Source organism: Pseudolysinimonas sp. (assembly GCF_057350545.1).
Genome location: NZ_JBMRCP010000044.1, coordinates 35,839 through 52,362, shown reverse-complemented (window position 1 = coordinate 52,362; position 16,524 = coordinate 35,839). Strand labels below are relative to the sequence as shown.

The following is a 16,524-nucleotide window of genomic DNA, read 5'->3' as shown; positions in this document are numbered from 1 at the left end:
GGTTTCGGCCGCGACGTCAGGCGACGACGCGGGGGGCGTAGGACTTGAAGGCCCCGACGGTCTCGACGATGGCGCGCTCGACGGGGATGCGCTCGGCGCTCGAGGCCCCGAGGAAGCCCTGGGCGTCGGTGTTGTCGTAGAGGTACTGGAGGTCCTCCGGCGACGACAGCGGGCCGCCGTGCGCGAGGCAGATGACGTCGGGGTTCTCGGCGCGGGCGAGTTCGATGAGCTTCTGCACGTGGTCGCAGCTCTCCTGCAGCGACATCGCGCTCTCCTTCGCGCCGGCGAGGCCGCCCGTCGTCCACCCCGCGTGGGGCACGACGACGTCGGCGCCTGCCGCGGCGAGGCCCTGCGTCTGCTCGGCCGTGTAGCCGTAGCAGATCGTGAAGTAGTCCTTCTCGCGCGCGATCCGCACCATGTCGAAGTCGAGCGGAAGGCCGAGGCCGACGTCGTTGCGGTCCTGCGAGCGGAACGACGTCGGGAAGTTGATGAGACCGTCGTAGCCCGTGGTGCGGTAGTCGTCGACGAGGCGGCCGAGGTCGTTCCAATAGGTCGGGTCCTGCGCCTCGGCACCGCCGACGATCGGGGTGTCGGTCACGACGTTCGCGATCTCGCGGTACATCGCGAGCGTCGTCGGGTTGGCGTGGTTGAGCAGGTGGCTCGTCGCGAGGCCCATCAGGCGGGTGCGGCCCGTGTTGTAGACGATGATGATGTCCGCACCGCCGGCGGCGGCCGACTTCGCGATCAGGCCGGAGCTCGAGCCCGCACCGACGATCGGCTTGCCCTGGGCGAGCTGGCCGCGCAGGCGTTCGAGGATCTGGGCGCGCGTGAAGGGACGCTGGGTCTCGGTCATGGGGTCTCCTGGTTGGCCGGCAGCAGGGCGAGCACGGCGTGTGCCACCTCGCGTGCGAACGCCGGGTCGTTGATGTGCAGGTCGCTCGGAACGACCGGGATGCTCGCGGGCAGCCCCGCGCGGACGGCGGACTCGAAGGCCGCCGTGGCCTCGGGTTCCCAGAACTCCCCGCCCTCGTGGTCGAGGGACGAGAAGCCGCCGCGCGGCACGATGACCGTCGCAGGTCCCGTCGCGCGCGCGAGCTTGTGGGCCACGAAGGCGCCGACCTCGGCGTTCTCCTCGACGCTCGCCCGGATGAGCGGCACGGTCGGCAGGTGCATGTGGTGCACGCGACCGGCGAACTTCTCGGGGATCGGCAGGTGCACGTTGATGACGTCGACGGCGCCGGGCACGAGCACTTGGGGGAGGCCGAGCTCGGCGGCCGCGTCGAGCCGCGTCGGTCCGGCGGTGCAGATGCCGCCGACGAGGTGGTCGGTGATCTCGGAGAGCGTCCAGTCGACGATCGCGTCGAAGCGGCCTTCGCGGGCGAGACGCTCCATCGCGAGGCCCCCCGCCCCGGTGGCGTGGAACACGACCACTTCGACACCGGCGGCCTCGAGCGTCTGGCGCAGCACGTCGCCACCGGTCGTCGTGACGCCGAACATCGTCATCGCGACCGTGGCGCGCTTCACCGGGAAGTCGACGGGGGGCTGCTCCGCCATCCCGCAGATCGCGCCGGCGGCATTGACCAGGATGGGTCCGAGGATGCGGTTGACGCCCGCGATGTCGGCGACCGTGGGCAGGATGGCGACGTCGTTCGCGCCGTCGCCGTGCACGAAGGTCGTGACGACGAGCTTGGGGAAGCCGAGCGGGAGTTCCTTCACGGCGTTCGCGGCCATCCACGAGCCGGTGCCGCCGCCGAGTCCGACGACGCCGTGCAGGGTTCCCTCGGCGACGGCGTCGGCGAGGAGCTTCGCGGCGCCGCGGGCGACACGCGCCATGGCGACCATGCGGTCTTCGCCCGCGACGTGGTCCTCGCCGGCGGCGCGAGCGATGTCGGCCCGCGTCACGTCGGCAGGCATGTCGCCGGGTGCCGGGAGGGAGAAGTCGAAGAGCACGGCCTCGTGGCCGCGAGCTCTCACCGCCCGGGCGAGGAGGTCGGCCTCGGCGCCCTTCGTGTCGAGCGTGGCCAGGATCGCGATCCGGCGCGTCGCCGCGCGGTTCCCCCGGACTCCCTCGTCCATGCTGCTCCTTCGTTCAGAAGCAAGCTACGACGGGTCGGCAGGATTGTCAACATTGTTGTTGAAGACCCGATCACGCCGTGGCGACGAGCGGCTCCGGACGGGCGGCGGCGTACTCCTCCAACAGGCGGACGACCTGCGTGACGTGCTCTCGCATGAGGTCGCCCGCAGCACCCGCGTCACCTGCGGCGATCGCCCGCGCGATCGCGACATGCTGCTCGAACGAGTCGCCCGTGCTGTCGCTGTCGAACGCGGCGGGGAAGTGGATGGCGAGGTTGTGGTTGCGGATCTCGCGCAGGAACTTGCGCGCCGTCTCGTGGTCGGCGATGTCGGCGATCCGCTCGTGGAATCGCACGCTCAGCTCGCGGTAGTCGGAGATCGCGTTCTTCTCGGTGGCGAAGCGCATCGCCTCCACCAATCCCAGCAATTCCGCCCGTTCCGTCGCCGTGGAGACCTCCGCGGCATGGTGCGAGCAGAGCGCCTCGAGCTCTCGGCGGATCTCCGCGATCTCGACGCCCTCGTCGATCGTGAGGGCGCGGACGCTCGCCCCGCGATGCGGTTGCCGTTCGACCAGGCCCTCGGCGGAGAGCGTGATGAGCGCGGTGCGGACGGCGGCGCGCGGCGCACCGTAGCGCGCCGCGAGGTCGATCTCGACGAGCCGGTCGCCCGGGGCGAAATGGGAACTCAGGAGGTCGCCTCGGATGGCGTCGAGGAGGCGGGCCTGCGCCGGTGCGGCGTTCATGGGATGCAACCTATCGTGCCCGGTGCGCTCCCGACATCCCCTCGGCGGGATTTTCAACAATTTGTTTGACGATGTGTGCGAGGCCGACCTATGCTGCTCGAAACGACGCCCGGGAACCCCGCTGGGCGCTTGCACCGAGGAGGCTGCGAACCGTGCCCGTCTACGCCGACCGCACCGCGCTCAAGAACCGACCCGCCTCCGAGTCCTGGGTGGACATCGACGACGTCGAGTTCTTCGTGCTCGGCGGATCCGACCGCATCGCCGAGGGCGAGGAGATCCTCCCGCCGGCGTCCGAGCTGCCCGATCCGGTGACGGACCCCGAGAACAGCCTGCACACGGCGCACGACATCGCGAACGCCCGCCGCCTGACGCCGACGACCCCGCGCGAGCGCCTCGTCGTGCTCAACGGACAGGCGGTCTTCGAGTCCGAGCACGGTCGCGTCACGCTCAACAAGATGCAGTGGGTCGACGTGCCCGCGAGCGGCGGCATCATCCGCAACAACCTGAACCCCGGCCCCGAGGGGCACCGCGGTGCGACCGAGGTCGCCCGCATCGCCGGCCACTGGTCGCAGGCGATCCGCACCGCGATCTTCAACTTCGGCCCGTCGCGACCGTGCGACTACCACTACCACGACGGCGACGAGTACTGGTTCGTCTTCCGCGGCCACTTCACGCTCAAGTACCGGGGCGAGGATGTCGAGTTCAAGCCCGGCATGATCCTCGCCGCCGGCATGGGTGAGGAGCACGGCGTCGTCGACCCGCCCGAGGTCTTCGAGGGCATCGGCTTCGCGACCCAGCTCGAGGGGGAGTGCCGCGACGGCCACCTCTGGCGCACCCACCACGGCGACCCCGTGCCGACCCGCGGTTGACCCCGCGCCCCACCAGCTCACCACCACCCCACCTGCACCACGGATGAGAGGAATCGAAATGGCTTCAACGAAGAAGTCGCGGAGGCTGCGGAGTATTCTCGCCGGCGCCGCCGCGCTCGCCACGGCCGCCGCGCTCGCGGCGTGCTCGCCCACCGACAACGGAGGCGACGGAGGTGACGGTCAGCCCGCCCAGGGCGGCAGCGTCACGATCGTCTCGGCCGGAACGATGGCGTCGTGGGACCCGATCGTCGCCGTGCTGCCGACCATCCCCGGCATCGGCACCGACAGGCTGCTCGCGCTCTACGGCGCGCTGCTCTACGTCGACAGCCAGAGCGCCGTCACGCCGCTCATGGCCAAGAGCATCACGACCGACGACTTCGTCGAGTGGACGCTCGAGATCAACGAAGGCATCACGTTCACCGACGGCACCCCGTACGACGCCGAAGCGGTGAAGTACAACTGGGAGCGCGCCCAGGGCGAAGGCTCGGCGCTCAAGGCGATCGCCGGCCAGATGGAGACCATCGAGGCCGACGGCCTCACGGTGACCGTCACGCTCGCCGAGGCCAACCCCGTGTTCGACCGTCAGGTCGCCGAGCAGCTCTCCTACATCGCGAGCCCCGTGGCTCTCGAAGAGCAGGGCGCGGACTACACCGAGCCCGTCGGAGCCGGCCCGTTCGTGCTCGACAGCTGGGACCCGGCGATCGGCGAGGAGATGTCGCGCAACCCCGACTACTTCCTCGAGGGCAAGCCCTACCTGGATGAGCTCAACTTCACGGTGATCGCCGACCCCGCGCAGCGTGTGACGACCGTCACCCAGGGTGGCGCGGACATCATGAACAACTACCGCTTCGCGATCCTCGACGTGATCGACGACCCGTGCTGCGCGTCGTACGGCGTCGAGTCGGGTGGTCTGCGCATGTTCATCTTCAACAACGAGGTCGCGCCGTTCGACGACGTGCGTGCCCGCGAGGCCGCCGCGCTGTCGATCGACCCGACCGAACTCACGCAGACGCTCACGCAGGACCCGAGCGCCTCCGGCTGGTCGGGGCTGTTCCCGGAGTCGTCGCAGCTCTACGACGCGCAGTACGACCTCGCGTCGGGTGACATCGAGGGCGCGACCGCGCTCGTCGACGAGCTCAAGGCCGACGGCGTCGACACGAGCATCAAGGTGCTCGTCGCCGCGGTGCCCGAGCTGGTGCGTGCCGCCGAGCTGCTGCAGATCAACCTGCAGGAGGTCGGGTTCGATGTCCAGCTCGAGCAGGTCGCCCTGACCGACTGGGCGAACGCCGCACGCGTGAACCACGACTTCGACATCACCTTCTACCCGGGGATCTACGACCTCAACAACGCGCCGGTCTCGATGACGGCGCTGTTCGAGGGCGGCGAGAACATCGCACAGTACGACTCGGATGAGATGAGTGACGCCCTCGACGCCGCCCGTGAGGCCATGTCGAGCGACGAGCTCGTGGCGGCGTTCGGGCCGGTGCAGGAGACCTACAGCACGGACATCCCGTTCGTGGTCTTCGGCATCGACGAGCGGCTGTTCTTCCACGGCGTGGACATCGCCGGCTTCGAGGCGATCGGACGCGGCATGCTGCTGACCGAGAACCTCTACCGCACCGATCTCGACGAGTGATCCTTGACCGGAGGGGGCGCGGCACGCGCCCCCTCCGGTCACCCTCCCTTCCCACGAAAGCGCCACCATGACCGCCGTGCTCAGAGCCGTCGGGATCCGTCTCCTCTACGGCATCCCGGTGTTCTTCATCGTGACCTTCGCCGTCGCGATGCTCGCCGAGCTGATGCCGGGATCGCCCGGCCAGGTGATCCTCGGCGACCAGGCCACGCCGGATGCCGTCGCCGCCATCAACGCGCGGTTCGGTTACGACCTGCCGCCCCTCGAGCGGTACGGCAACTGGATCGCCGGTCTCTTCACCCAGTTCGACCTCGGGTCGACCCTCTTCACGCGCGAGCCGGTGACCGACGTGCTCGGCCGTCGCCTCGTCGTCACGCTCGAGCTCGCCGGCCTCGCGCTGCTCCTCGCGCTCGTCGTGTCGATCCCGCTCGCTCTCGTCACCGCCCTCAAGCAGGGCGGCTGGCTCGACCGCGTCCTCAACGTCGTGAGCTCGGCGATGCTCAGCATCCCGTCGTTCGTCTCCGTCGTGCTCGTCTCCCTCGTCTTCACCGTCTGGCTCCGCGCCTTCCCGGCGACCGGCTGGGTGCCGATCGGCGACGGACTCGCCGACAACCTCCGCTACGCCTTCCTCCCCGCCCTCTCGCTCGCCCTCTACGAGGCGGCGTTCTTCTACCGCGTCATGCGCAGCGACCTCGCGACGACCTTGCGCGAGGACTTCGTGCTCGTCGCGCGCGCCAAAGGCCTGCCGAAGTGGCGCACGATCGCGCCGCGCCACGTGCTGCGGCCGTCGCTCACGTCGCTCGTGACCCTGTTCGGTGTGGCGGTCGGGCGACTGCTCGGCGGCGCCGTGATCGTCGAGGCCTTCTTCTCCATCCCGGGCATCGGCGGCGAGTCGATCGCCGCGGTGTCGATCAAGGACATGAACATGCTGCAGGGGATCGTCGCCCTCGGCGTCGCGATCTACGTCGTGCTGTTCATCCTCGTCGACCTCGCCTACGCCTGGATCGACCCGAGAGTGAGCGTGAAGTGAGCCGCCCCGACCAGGCGCCGGCGCCGTCCGCGCCCGCGACCGCCTTCCTCCCCGCCGTCACGCCCGCGCCCGGTGGGCCGTTCGGCTGGCTCACCACCCGTCGGAAGCGGGCCACGCGCCGCGGCAAGGTGTTCTTCGTCATCGGCGTGACGTGGCTCACCCTGCTCGTGCTCGCCGCGATCTTCGCCGACTTCATCCCCGGACTGCCGGGCTACGCCGAGAAGATCGGCACGTTCGCGCAAGGACCCGACGCATCGAGCCTCGGCGGTCTGCTCGGCACCGACTCGGTCGGGCGCAGCAACCTCGCGCGCATCATCTACGGCGCGCGCATCTCGCTCACGATCGCCGTGGTCTCGACGCTCATCGGCCTCGGGATCGGTCTCGTCGTCGGCATGCTCGCCGGGTACTACCGCGGCGTCTGGGAGGGCGTCGGCACGATCATCGCGAACTCGCTCTCGGCCCTCCCGCCGCTCATCATGCTCCTCGCGCTCGTCGCGGCCGTGGGTGCGTCGCTGTGGGGCATCACGGTGTCGCTCGGCATCCTCATCGCCGACCTGTACATCCGCGTCACGAAGGGCGCCGTGCTCTCGAACGCGCAACGGGAGTACGTACTCGCTGCCCGATCTCTCGGCGCGACCGATGCGCGCATCCTGCTGCGCGAGATCCTGCCCAATCTCATCCCGACGCTCGCCGCCGTGATCCCGATCTCGATGGCCGTGCTCGTCGTCGTCGAGGGTTCGCTGTCGTTCCTGGGCTACGGCATCCCGGCCCCGAATCCGAGCTGGGGCGGCATGATCGCGGCCGGCGCCGACGTCATCCGGCGCTTCCCCGTCGTGATCGTGGCGCCCGTCGCGACGCTGTTCCTCACCGTGTTCTCGTTCAACGCCGTCGGCGACTACCTCGGCAGCCGCACCGACCGCCGCGACGCCCAGATCTGAGGAGTGGAGATGACCCCCGACCCCACCGTCGCGCCGCCGACGCTGCTCACCGTGCGCGACCTGCGCTGCGAGATCCTGGCGCCCACGGGCGTCGCCTATGTGCTCCGCGGGGTCGACCTCGACGTGCCGCACGGACGCACGCTCGGCATCGTCGGCGAGTCGGGCTCCGGCAAGTCGATGCTGCTCAAGAGCGTGCTCGGGCTGCTGCCGCCGAAGGCGCGGGTCACCGGTGACGTGCGGTTCGACGGCACCGACGTGCTCGCGCTGCCCGCCGCCGAGCGCGCGCGGTTCCTCGGTCGGCGCACGGGAGTCGTCTTCCAGAACCCGATGACCTCGCTCAACCCCGTCGTGCCGATCGGCGTGCAGATGGCGGAGGCGAGCCGCTTCCACCTCGGTCTGTCGAAGCGCGAGGCGCGCGACCTCGCGGCCGACCTCCTCGACCAGGTGGGCGTGCCCGACGCGGCGCGGCGCCTCGGCGACTACCCGCACCAGTTCTCGGGCGGCATGCGCCAGCGTGTCATGATCGCGATGGCGCTCACGTGCGAGCCCGAGCTGCTCATCGCCGACGAGGCGACGACGGCGCTCGACGTGACGATCCAGAAGCAGATCCTCGACCTCCTCCAGGAGCTGCAGGCGACACGGCGGATGGCCATGATCCTCGTCAGTCACGACCTCTCGGTCGTCATGGGGCGCACCGACGAGGTCATCGTCATGTACGCCGGACGCGTCGTCGAGCAGCGGCCGACGACCGAGCTGTTCCAGGGCGACACCCACCCCTACGTCGACGCGCTCCGGCGGGCGATCCCGCGGCTCGACATGGCGGCGCACACGCGGCTGTCGACGATGTCCGGCGCACCGCCGAGCGTCTTCGACCCGCGACCCGACGCGGCCGCGGCGGAGTCGGAAGACAGGCAGCGCTGGATGAGCGCGGTGGGAGCGGAGCGATGACGATCACGTCGACCGAGGCGACCGCGGCGGGATGGCTGCGCGACGACGCCCTGCTCACGGTCACCGACCTCGAGTGCACGTTCCGCACGGCCTCCGGACCGGTGCACGCCGTGCGCGGAGTGACCTTCGACGTGCTGCCGGGGGAGACCCTGGGCATCGTCGGCGAGTCCGGCTGCGGCAAGACGACGACCGGGCGTGCCGTGCTCCAGTTGCCGCCCGGCCAGCGCGGCTCGGTGCTGTTCGACGGCGAGGAACTGCGCGGGATGCGGGGCGCTCGGCTGCGGAAGGCTCGCCGCAAGCTGCAGATGGTGTTCCAGGACGCGCTCTCGTCGTTCAACCCGCGGCGCAAGGTCGTGGATGTCGTCGCCGAAGGCCTCGCCATCCAGGGCGTGCCGGCGGCGCAGCGTCGCGCGCGCACCTCCGAGGTGCTCGAGCAGGTCGGGATGAGTCTCGAGCTGATCGGCGACCGTCGCCCGCACGAGTTCTCCGGCGGCCAGTGCCAGCGACTGTCGATCGCCCGCGCTCTCGCGGTCGGACCCCGGCTCATCGTCTGCGACGAGCCCGTCGCCTCGCTCGACGTGTCGGTGCAGGCGCGCGTGCTCAACGTGCTCCAGGACATCCGCGAGCAGAACGACCTCTCGCTCATCTTCATCTCGCACGACCTCGCCGTCGTGCGCATCGTGAGCGACAGGATCGCCGTCATGTACCGCGGCAAGATCGTCGAGATCGGGGCCGCCGAGCAGGTGTACGCGACGCCCGCGCATCCCTACACGCGCAGGCTTCTGGATGCCGTGCCGGTCATCGACGCCGACGAGCGCCCCGCCGTGCTCGGCGTCGAGCCCGCCGTCGTCGACGACGACTGGGCGACGGTCGACCATCCGCTCATCGAGGTCGCGCCCGGCCACTACGCCGCGGTGAGCGAGGCCGCGCGCGACGCGTTCCTCGACATCGCCGGGACTCGGACGTGAACGCCCCGCGCGTCGTCGTGATCGCCGCGGGTTCCCACATCTTCGGCGCGGCGCACGCGCCCGCTCTCGACGCGCTCGGCGCCGACGTGGTGGGGCTCTACGACCTGCATCGGCCCGGCGCCGAGGCCGTCGGGTCCTCCCGCGGGTGGCCGGTCGTCGACACCCTCGATGAGCTGCTCGCCCTCGACGCCGACCTCGCGGTCATCGCGAGCCCGCATCCGCTGCACGCCGAACTCGCCGAGCGGGCGCTCGCGGCCGGGATGCACGTGCTCGTCGAGAAGCCGCTCGCCGCACGTCCGAGCGAGGCGCGGCGCATCGTCGACGCCGCGCGGGCCGCGGGTCGCGTCGCGGCCGTCGCCCTGCAGCACCGGTTCCGCGAGGAGGTCGTCGCCGCGCGCGCGATCGTCGCGTCGGGCGGCATCGGCGAGCTGCACCGTGCCGTCGTCGTCGCGACCTACCCGAAGAAGGCGTCGTACTACTCGGCCGCCCCGTGGCGCGGCACGTGGGCAGGCGAAGGCGGCGGTGTGCTGCTCAACCAGGGTCAGCACGACCTCGACACCCTCGTGCACGTCGTCGGCGCGCCCGCGGAGGCGTTCGGCGTCGCGCGCACCCGCGTGCTGCCGATCGAGACCGAGGACACCGTCGAGGCGCTGCTGTCGTGGGAGGGCGGCGCCACGGGCTCGGTGCACGTCACGAGCGCCGCGAGCGACCCGCCCAACCGCATCGAGCTGCACGGCTCGCGGGGGAGCCTGCGCATCCTGCCCGGCGGGCTCGAGGTGACCCGGCATCCCGAGGACTTCGCCGACTTCTCGCACGCTCCAGGTGACCCGTTCGCGGCCTTCGAGCGCGGCGAGACCCGCGTTCAGACGGGCGGCGGCGGGACGCATGCCGAGATCTACGCCGACCTCTTCGCGGCGCTCGCCGAGGGCCGCGCACCGCGCGCCACCGCCGAGGACGCGCTCCCCGCGCTCGACCTCACGGCCGCGATCATCCTGTCCTCCGAGCGCAAGGCCCCCGTCGCCCTCCCGCTCGACGCCGCCGCGTACGACACCCTGTTGGACCGGCACGTCCTCGACCACCACGCGTCCGCATCCGCTACCGCTGGAGTACACCCATGAGAGCCGCCTTCGTCCCCGAGCCGAACCGCGTGGAGGTCGGCGACTTCCCCGAGCCGGTCGCGCAGCATCCCGGCGACCTCGTCGTGAAGATGTCGCGCGCCTCGATCTGCGGGTCGGATGTGCACTCGGTGTACCACGGCTTCCACAACCCCGCGGGTCTCGGCAAGCCGGGCTACCCGGGGCACGAGGGCGTCGGCGTCGTCGTCGAGTCGAAGTCCGACCGCTTCCGCGTGGGCCAGACCGTGCTCACGGTGCCGGTCGGCAACATCGGCGGCTGTTTCGCCGAGTACCAGGCGATCCACGAGTCGCAGGTCGTCGAGCTGCCGGACGGCGTCGACGAGGCCGCGATCCTCATGGCGCAGCAGTACGGCACGACGCTCTACTCGATGCGGCTGTTCTGGCCGCAGGCCGGCAACACCGGGATGACGAACGGCACGGCGGCGATCCTCGGCGCCGGCAGCGCCGGGCTGTTCTTCCTGCAGCAGGCGAAGCAGCTCGGCTTCGAGCGCATCCTGGTCTCCGACCTCAACGAAGACCGCCTCAAGGTCGCCGCCTCGCTCGGCGCCGAGACGGTGCTCGCCCCACAGGAGTCGATCGTCGACGCCGTGCACGGAGCGACGAACGGCTTAGGTGCCGACCTCGTCATCGAGGCCGCGGGCTACGACGTGGCGCGCGCCGACACGATCCGTGCGGTGCGCGTGCTCGGCACGGTCGGCTTCTTCGGCTTCCCCGAGAAGCTCGGCGACGTGCCGTTCCCGATGTTCGAGGCGTTCCGCAAGATCGCCCGCATCCAGTGGGCCGGCGGCACGCAGGCCGAGCCGGGCCTCGTCGCGTTCCGCGACGCGATCCGCCACATCCACGAGGGGTCCATCGACGTGAGCTACTGCCTCACCAAGAGCTACGCGCTCGAGGACGCGCCCGAGGCGATGGCCGTCGCGCGCGACCAAGGGCACGGCCACGTGAAGCTCACGATCGAGATCGGCGCGTAAGCGCGGAGCACGCATGGTCATCGAACGCACCTGGACGGCGTCGCAGCCGCAGATCACGGGCGACTTCCCGTGGCGCCCCGTGCTCGGCTGGGGTCCGCGGATGCTCGGCACCGCGGCGAAGCCGTGGGAGTGGGCAGACGTCTCGGTCGGCGAGGGAGATCGCATCCACCTGCTCGGCCGCGGCGACCCGTCGTCGGTCGTCGTCGTCGACCCCGCCGGCAACCTGCGGGAGTGGTGGGCGTGGGGGAACGACGACGACGACCCCGCGAGCTGGGCGCGCCGCACCCGCACCCCCGAGCTGACCCGTCGCGAGCTCGAGAAGGACCGCAACAAGGAGAAGAAGCCCGAGGAGCAGCCGCTCTCCGGGCGTCCGCACGGCATCACGGTCGCGCCCGACGGTCGGGTCGCGGTCGTCGACGGCGACAGCCACGTCGTGCGGGTCTTCTCGCGCGAGGGTGAACTGCAGCGCACGATCGGGCGGGAGAACGATCCCTCCGACACGGGGGTGAAGACCGAGAACCCCGTGCCGGGGTGGACGCATACGGTGAAGCGCTCCGCCCGTCCGTTCAACCGCCCGACGAAGGCCGCGTTCGCCGCCGACGGCTCGATGTACGTCACCGACGGCTACGGCAACGCGCGCGTGCACCACTTCGGTCCCGCGGGTCAACTGCTGCGATCGTGGGGCACGCCGGGCGTCGGACCGGGCGAGTTCATGCTCCCGCACGCCGTCATCGTGCGGCGCGACGGCTCGGTGCTCGTCGCCGACCGTGAAGCCGACCGGCTGCAGCTCTTCGACCCCGAAGGCACGTGGATGGCGTCGTTCGACGACGTGCGCCGCCCGACCGCTCTCGCCGAGCTGCCCGACGGCCGCATCGTCGTGTGCGAGCTGCCGTGGAAGCAGTGGGAGCCGACGCCGCGCCGCGGCACCGAGAACGAGGGGACTCCCGCGCGCCTCACGGTGCTGAGCCCCGACGGCGAGGTGCTCGGCTCGTACGGCAACCCGCGCATCCGGGAGGAGCACGACACCGAGTCGGGTCTGCTGCTCGCGCCGCACGGCATCGACGTCGACTCGCGCGGCGACCTGTACGTCGCGGAGGTGAGCTCCAGCTTCCAGGGTCGCCTCCAGCCGTTCACGGTGCAGAAGTTCGCCCTGCCGTGAGGCTCTGCCGATGACTCTGGTCACCCCGCCGCGCACCGACCCGCTGGCCGAGCTGCGCGCACGGCTCGACGGCGAGGTGGATGACTCGAGCCGCCGACGCGCGGAATACTCCTCCGACGCCTCCAACTACCGCGTCGTGCCCGAGGCGGTGCTCTTCCCCGCGTCGGAGGCCGACGTCGTCGCGATCGTCGCCGCCGCGCGGGCGTCGGGCACACCGCTCACGGCGCGCGGAGCCGGCACGAGCGTCGCCGGCAACGCGATCGGGCCGGGCTGGGTGCTCGACTTCTCGCGGCACCTGAACCGCGTGCTCGACGTCGACCCGGTCGCGAAGACCGCGCGCGTGCAGCCCGGCGTCGTCATGGCAGAGCTGCAGCGCCTCGCCGCGCCGCACGGGCTGCGCTTCGGTCCCGATCCGTCGACGTGGGCGCGGTGCACGATCGGCGGGATGATCGGCAACAACGCGTGCGGTCCACGCGCCGTGCAGTGGGGTCGCACGGTCGACAACGTGCGTGCGCTGCGGATGATCGACGGCGCCGGCCGGGTCGTCGAGGTCACCACGGGCTTCGCCGACTACCCGGAGCTCGAGCCGTTCGTCGCGCGCAACCTCGCGACCATCCGCACCGAGTTCGGCCGCTTCGGCCGCCAGGTGTCGGGCTACTCGCTCGAGCACCTGCTGCCCGAGAACGGCCGCGATCTCGCGAAGGCTCTCGTGGGCACCGAGGGCTCGTGCGGCATCCTGCTCGAGGCGACCGTGTCGCTCGTCGACATCCCGGCCGCCACCGCGCTCGTCGTGCTCGGCTACGCCGACATGCCCACGGCCGCCGACGACGTCACGGCGCTGCTGCCGATCCGCCCGCTCGCGATCGAGAGCATGGACCGCTACCTCGTCGAGGTCGTCGAGCGCCATCACGGCTCCGTGCCCGCGCTGCCCACCGGGGGAGCGTGGCTCTTCGTCGAGACGTCCGGTGCCTCGCCCGACGAAGCGCTCGCCCAGGCGGCCGAGATCGTGCGCGCCGCGTCGGCCGACGACTCCCGCATCGTGCCCGCAGGAGCGGAGGCGCGAGCGCTCTGGCGCATCCGCGAAGACGGCGTCGGTCTCGCCGGCCGCACGCCCGACGGCGACCCCGCGTGGCCCGGCTGGGAAGACGCCGCGGTGCCACCCGAGCGGCTCGGCGACTACCTCCGCGCGTTCGAGGACCTCAAGAGCCGGCACGGGGTGCAGGGGCTGTCCTACGGGCACGTCGGCGACGGCTGCATCCACACCCGCCTCGACCTCGCGGTGGGCGACTCGACGCGCTTCCGCGCATTCCTGGAGGAGTCGGCCGACCTCGTTGCCTCGTTCGGTGGGTCGCTCTCGGGCGAGCACGGCGACGGGCGGGCGCGCGGCGAGCTGCTGACCCGGATGTACTCGCCTGACGCCCTGCGCGCCTTCGCCGACCTCAAGGCCGTGTTCGACCCCGACGGGATCCTCAACCCGGGGATCGTCGTCGACGCCGCCGCACTCGACGACGACCTCCGGCTGCCGGCCGCCCGCCCGATCCGGTCGGAGGGGCTCGCGCTGCTGCACGACGGCGGCGACTTCACACGCGCCGTGCACCGCTGCGTCGGCGTGGGCAAGTGCCGGGCCGACAACTCCGCGGCCGGCGGCTTCATGTGCCCGTCGTACCTCGCGACGAAGGACGAGAAGGACTCCACCCGGGGCCGTGCGCGCGTGCTGCAGGAGCTCGCGAACGGCAGCCTCGTGCACGGCTGGGACTCGCCGGAGGTCGCCGAGTCGCTCGACCTGTGCCTCGCCTGCAAGGCGTGCGGGTCCGACTGCCCCGCGGGCGTCGACATGGCGACCTACAAGTCGGAGGCGCTCTACCGTCGCTACCGCGGGAAGCTGCGTCCGGCGAGCCACTACACGCTCGGCTGGCTGCCGCGGTGGATGCGGTTCGCGGCCCTCGCCCCGCGGCTCGTGAACCTCGTCACCCGGCTCCGCCCGCTCGTGAAGCTCGGCCTCGTTCTCGCGGGAGCGGATGCGCGGCGCGAGATCCCGGCCCTCCCGCGCCGCACCTTCCGTCAGTGGTGGCGCCGGCATCCCGCCCCCGCGGTCGGACGCCCGCGCGTCGTGCTCTGGATGGACTCCTTCACGAACGGCTTCTCGCCCGAGATCGGCGACGCCGCGGTGGCGGTGCTCGAAGACGCCGGGTACGAGGTCGTCGTCACCCGCCGCCAGGAATGCTGCGGGCTCACCTGGATCACGACGGGTCAGCTCGACGGCGCGCGTCGACTCCTCCGCTCCTCGTTGGACGCCCTCGAGCCGTTCCTCGTCGACAAGCTGCCGATCGTCGGCCTCGAGCCGTCGTGCACCGCCGTGCTGCGCTCCGACCTGCTGGAACTGCTGCCCGACGACCCGCGCTCGAAGAAGGTCGCGAACAACACGTTCACCCTGGCCGAGTTCCTCACCGCGCCCCGGGCGCCGCACGCGGGGGAGTGGCAGGTGCCGTCGCTCGCCGGGGTCGAGGTCGTCGCGCAACCGCACTGCCACCAACACGCCGTCATGGGCTGGAAGACCGACGAGAAGCTGCTGACGGCTGCCGGTGCCGACGTGCAGGCGATCGCCGGCTGCTGCGGTCTGGCCGGCAACTTCGGCATGGAGCAGGGCCACTACGACGTCTCGGTCGCCGTGGCGGAGAACGGGATGCTGCCCGCATTGCGCGCCGCGCCCGATCGCGAGCTGCTCGCCGACGGCTTCTCCTGCCGCACGCAGGCGCAGCAGCTCGCCCGCCGCGACGGCCGTCACCTCGCCGAGCTCCTCGCGGAGCACCTTACGATGGACCCGTGAGCACGACTTTTCCGAGGGTGCGCCGCGGACGCGGCTATGACATCGACGAAGTCGAGGACTTCCTGGAGGACGCCCGTCGCGCCTACACGGGCGACCGCGGCTCGGCCCAGGTCGTCGACGCGACGTTCATCCGCCAGGTCGGCTTCACGATGCGCCGCGGGGGGTACTCACCGTCCCACGTCGACTCCGCGCTCGAGCGACTCGAAGACGCCTTCGCCGCGCGCGAACGCGACCGCGCCATCGCCCAGGTCGGCGACAACGGGGTCTACCAGCAGGCGCGCTCCGAAGCCCAGCTGCTGCTCGACCGGGTCACCCGCGCGCGAGGCCACCGGTTCCGCCGCGTCGGGATCTTCACGGGCGGCTACTCGGTGCGCGACGTCGACGCGTTCGCCGACCGCGTCGCGGCCCACCTTCAACTCGGTGGCGAACTCACGGTCGCCGACGCCCGCGCCGTGCTCTTCGCCCGCCAGCGCGGCGGCTACGAGGAGACCCAGGTGGATGTCGTGATCGACGCCGTCATCGACCTGCTGCAGACGGTCGACTGAGCCCGATCCCGGGCGCCGAGCAGCGTCCCCCGCTCGGGTCCTGCCGTTCGTCAGTCGGGCCGCGTAGAATCCCGGAACTGTGAGCGGCTATCGCCGGCGGGGGCTCTCTTCCAGCCCCCCGACGCCGGAACTGAACGCCGAGCGGCACGTCCGCTCGCGCTGGTCGCTGCCCGCGTTCGCGACGCTCGTGACCTTCGCCTTCCTCACCGCGTCGCTGACGCCGAACGAGCCCACGGCGGCGCGCACCCTCGCGCCCGAGGTCGACCTGCCGGGGCAGAGCCTCGTCATCGCCGACCCCGAACACCCGCGCAGCGCGCGCGACGGGTACGACATCACCCGCATCCGCACGGCGCCCGCGGTCGGCACGCCGGATGCCGGCACGGCGCAGGCGATCGCCTACGACATGGTGCTCGCGCGCGGCTGGAACCAGAGCGAGTTCGAGTGTCTCGTCGCACTCTGGAACCGCGAATCGCACTGGAACGTCTACGCCCACAACGTGAGCAGTGGCGCCTACGGCATCCCGCAGGCGCCGCCTGGCAACAAGATGGCGAGTGCCGGCGACGACTGGCAGACCAACCCGACCACGCAGATCACCTGGGGGCTCGGCTACATCGCGGGGCGCTACGGCACCCCGTGCGGTGCGTGGGAGCACAGCGAGCGCAAGGGCTGGTACTGAGCCGGGGCT

General features: G+C 71.3%; 15 protein-coding genes. 12 read left to right on the top strand and 3 right to left on the bottom strand.

Annotated elements, in window-relative coordinates:
- Positions 1 to 16: 16 nt before the first annotated feature.
- The 3 genes from ACO1X9_RS05875 to ACO1X9_RS05865 all read right to left on the bottom strand — a co-directional run bounded on the left by ACO1X9_RS05875 (position 17) and on the right by ACO1X9_RS05865 (position 2,815).
- Complete coding sequence (locus ACO1X9_RS05875) at positions 17 to 853, bottom strand: phosphoenolpyruvate hydrolase family protein (protein WP_486349897.1); 837 nt, start codon at positions 851 to 853, stop codon at positions 17 to 19.
- Positions 850 to 2,076 carry a Tm-1-like ATP-binding domain-containing protein gene (locus ACO1X9_RS05870; RefSeq protein WP_486349896.1) on the bottom strand — a complete coding sequence of 409 codons (1,227 nt, stop codon included), beginning with the start codon at positions 2,074 to 2,076 and terminating at the stop codon, positions 850 to 852. The genes ACO1X9_RS05875 and ACO1X9_RS05870 overlap by 4 nt, the downstream gene beginning before the upstream one ends.
- Positions 2,077 to 2,146: 70 nt before the next feature.
- Positions 2,147 to 2,815 carry a GntR family transcriptional regulator gene (locus ACO1X9_RS05865; protein WP_486349895.1) on the bottom strand — a complete coding sequence of 223 codons (669 nt, stop codon included), beginning with the start codon at positions 2,813 to 2,815 and terminating at the stop codon, positions 2,147 to 2,149.
- A gap of 152 nt (positions 2,816 to 2,967) precedes the next feature.
- Between ACO1X9_RS05865 and ACO1X9_RS05860 the strand changes: the two genes are divergently transcribed.
- From ACO1X9_RS05860 to ACO1X9_RS05805, 12 genes are all read left to right on the top strand, one after another.
- On the top strand, positions 2,968 to 3,684 hold the full coding sequence (locus ACO1X9_RS05860) for a cupin domain-containing protein (protein WP_486349894.1): 717 nt from the start codon (positions 2,968 to 2,970) through the stop codon (positions 3,682 to 3,684).
- A 58-nt stretch (positions 3,685 to 3,742) separates the two neighbouring features.
- Positions 3,743 to 5,320: an ABC transporter substrate-binding protein gene (locus ACO1X9_RS05855; RefSeq protein WP_486349893.1), complete on the top strand. Its 1,578-nt coding sequence runs from the start codon at positions 3,743 to 3,745 to the stop codon at positions 5,318 to 5,320.
- A 67-nt stretch (positions 5,321 to 5,387) separates the two neighbouring features.
- Positions 5,388 to 6,347, top strand: coding sequence for an ABC transporter permease (locus ACO1X9_RS05850; RefSeq protein WP_486349892.1), 960 nt, complete (start codon positions 5,388 to 5,390; stop codon positions 6,345 to 6,347).
- A complete protein-coding gene (locus ACO1X9_RS05845; protein WP_486349891.1) occupies positions 6,344 to 7,285 on the top strand; it encodes an ABC transporter permease in 942 nt (313 codons plus the stop codon). The genes ACO1X9_RS05850 and ACO1X9_RS05845 overlap by 4 nt, the downstream gene beginning before the upstream one ends.
- A gap of 9 nt (positions 7,286 to 7,294) precedes the next feature.
- The gene (locus ACO1X9_RS05840) at positions 7,295 to 8,233 is read left to right on the top strand and encodes an ABC transporter ATP-binding protein (protein ID WP_486349890.1); all 939 of its coding nucleotides are present in this window, start codon (positions 7,295 to 7,297) and stop codon (positions 8,231 to 8,233) included.
- On the top strand, positions 8,230 to 9,201 hold the full coding sequence (locus ACO1X9_RS05835) for an ATP-binding cassette domain-containing protein (protein ID WP_486349889.1): 972 nt from the start codon (positions 8,230 to 8,232) through the stop codon (positions 9,199 to 9,201). The genes ACO1X9_RS05840 and ACO1X9_RS05835 overlap by 4 nt, the downstream gene beginning before the upstream one ends.
- A complete protein-coding gene (locus ACO1X9_RS05830; RefSeq protein WP_486349888.1) occupies positions 9,198 to 10,319 on the top strand; it encodes a Gfo/Idh/MocA family protein in 1,122 nt (373 codons plus the stop codon). Before ACO1X9_RS05835 ends, ACO1X9_RS05830 begins: the two co-directional genes overlap by 4 nt.
- On the top strand, positions 10,316 to 11,308 hold the full coding sequence (locus ACO1X9_RS05825) for a zinc-binding dehydrogenase (protein ID WP_486349887.1): 993 nt from the start codon (positions 10,316 to 10,318) through the stop codon (positions 11,306 to 11,308). The genes ACO1X9_RS05830 and ACO1X9_RS05825 overlap by 4 nt, the downstream gene beginning before the upstream one ends.
- Before the next feature lie 13 nt (positions 11,309 to 11,321).
- On the top strand, positions 11,322 to 12,467 hold the full coding sequence (locus tag ACO1X9_RS05820; protein ID WP_486349886.1) for an NHL repeat-containing protein: 1,146 nt from the start codon (positions 11,322 to 11,324) through the stop codon (positions 12,465 to 12,467).
- A 10-nt stretch (positions 12,468 to 12,477) separates the two neighbouring features.
- Complete coding sequence (locus tag ACO1X9_RS05815; protein WP_486349885.1) at positions 12,478 to 15,294, top strand: FAD-binding and (Fe-S)-binding domain-containing protein; 2,817 nt, start codon at positions 12,478 to 12,480, stop codon at positions 15,292 to 15,294.
- Complete coding sequence (locus tag ACO1X9_RS05810; protein WP_486349884.1) at positions 15,291 to 15,839, top strand: DivIVA domain-containing protein; 549 nt, start codon at positions 15,291 to 15,293, stop codon at positions 15,837 to 15,839. The genes ACO1X9_RS05815 and ACO1X9_RS05810 overlap by 4 nt, the downstream gene beginning before the upstream one ends.
- A gap of 79 nt (positions 15,840 to 15,918) precedes the next feature.
- Positions 15,919 to 16,515, top strand: coding sequence for an aggregation-promoting factor C-terminal-like domain-containing protein (locus tag ACO1X9_RS05805; RefSeq protein ID WP_486349883.1), 597 nt, complete (start codon positions 15,919 to 15,921; stop codon positions 16,513 to 16,515).
- Positions 16,516 to 16,524: the final 9 nt, after the last annotated feature.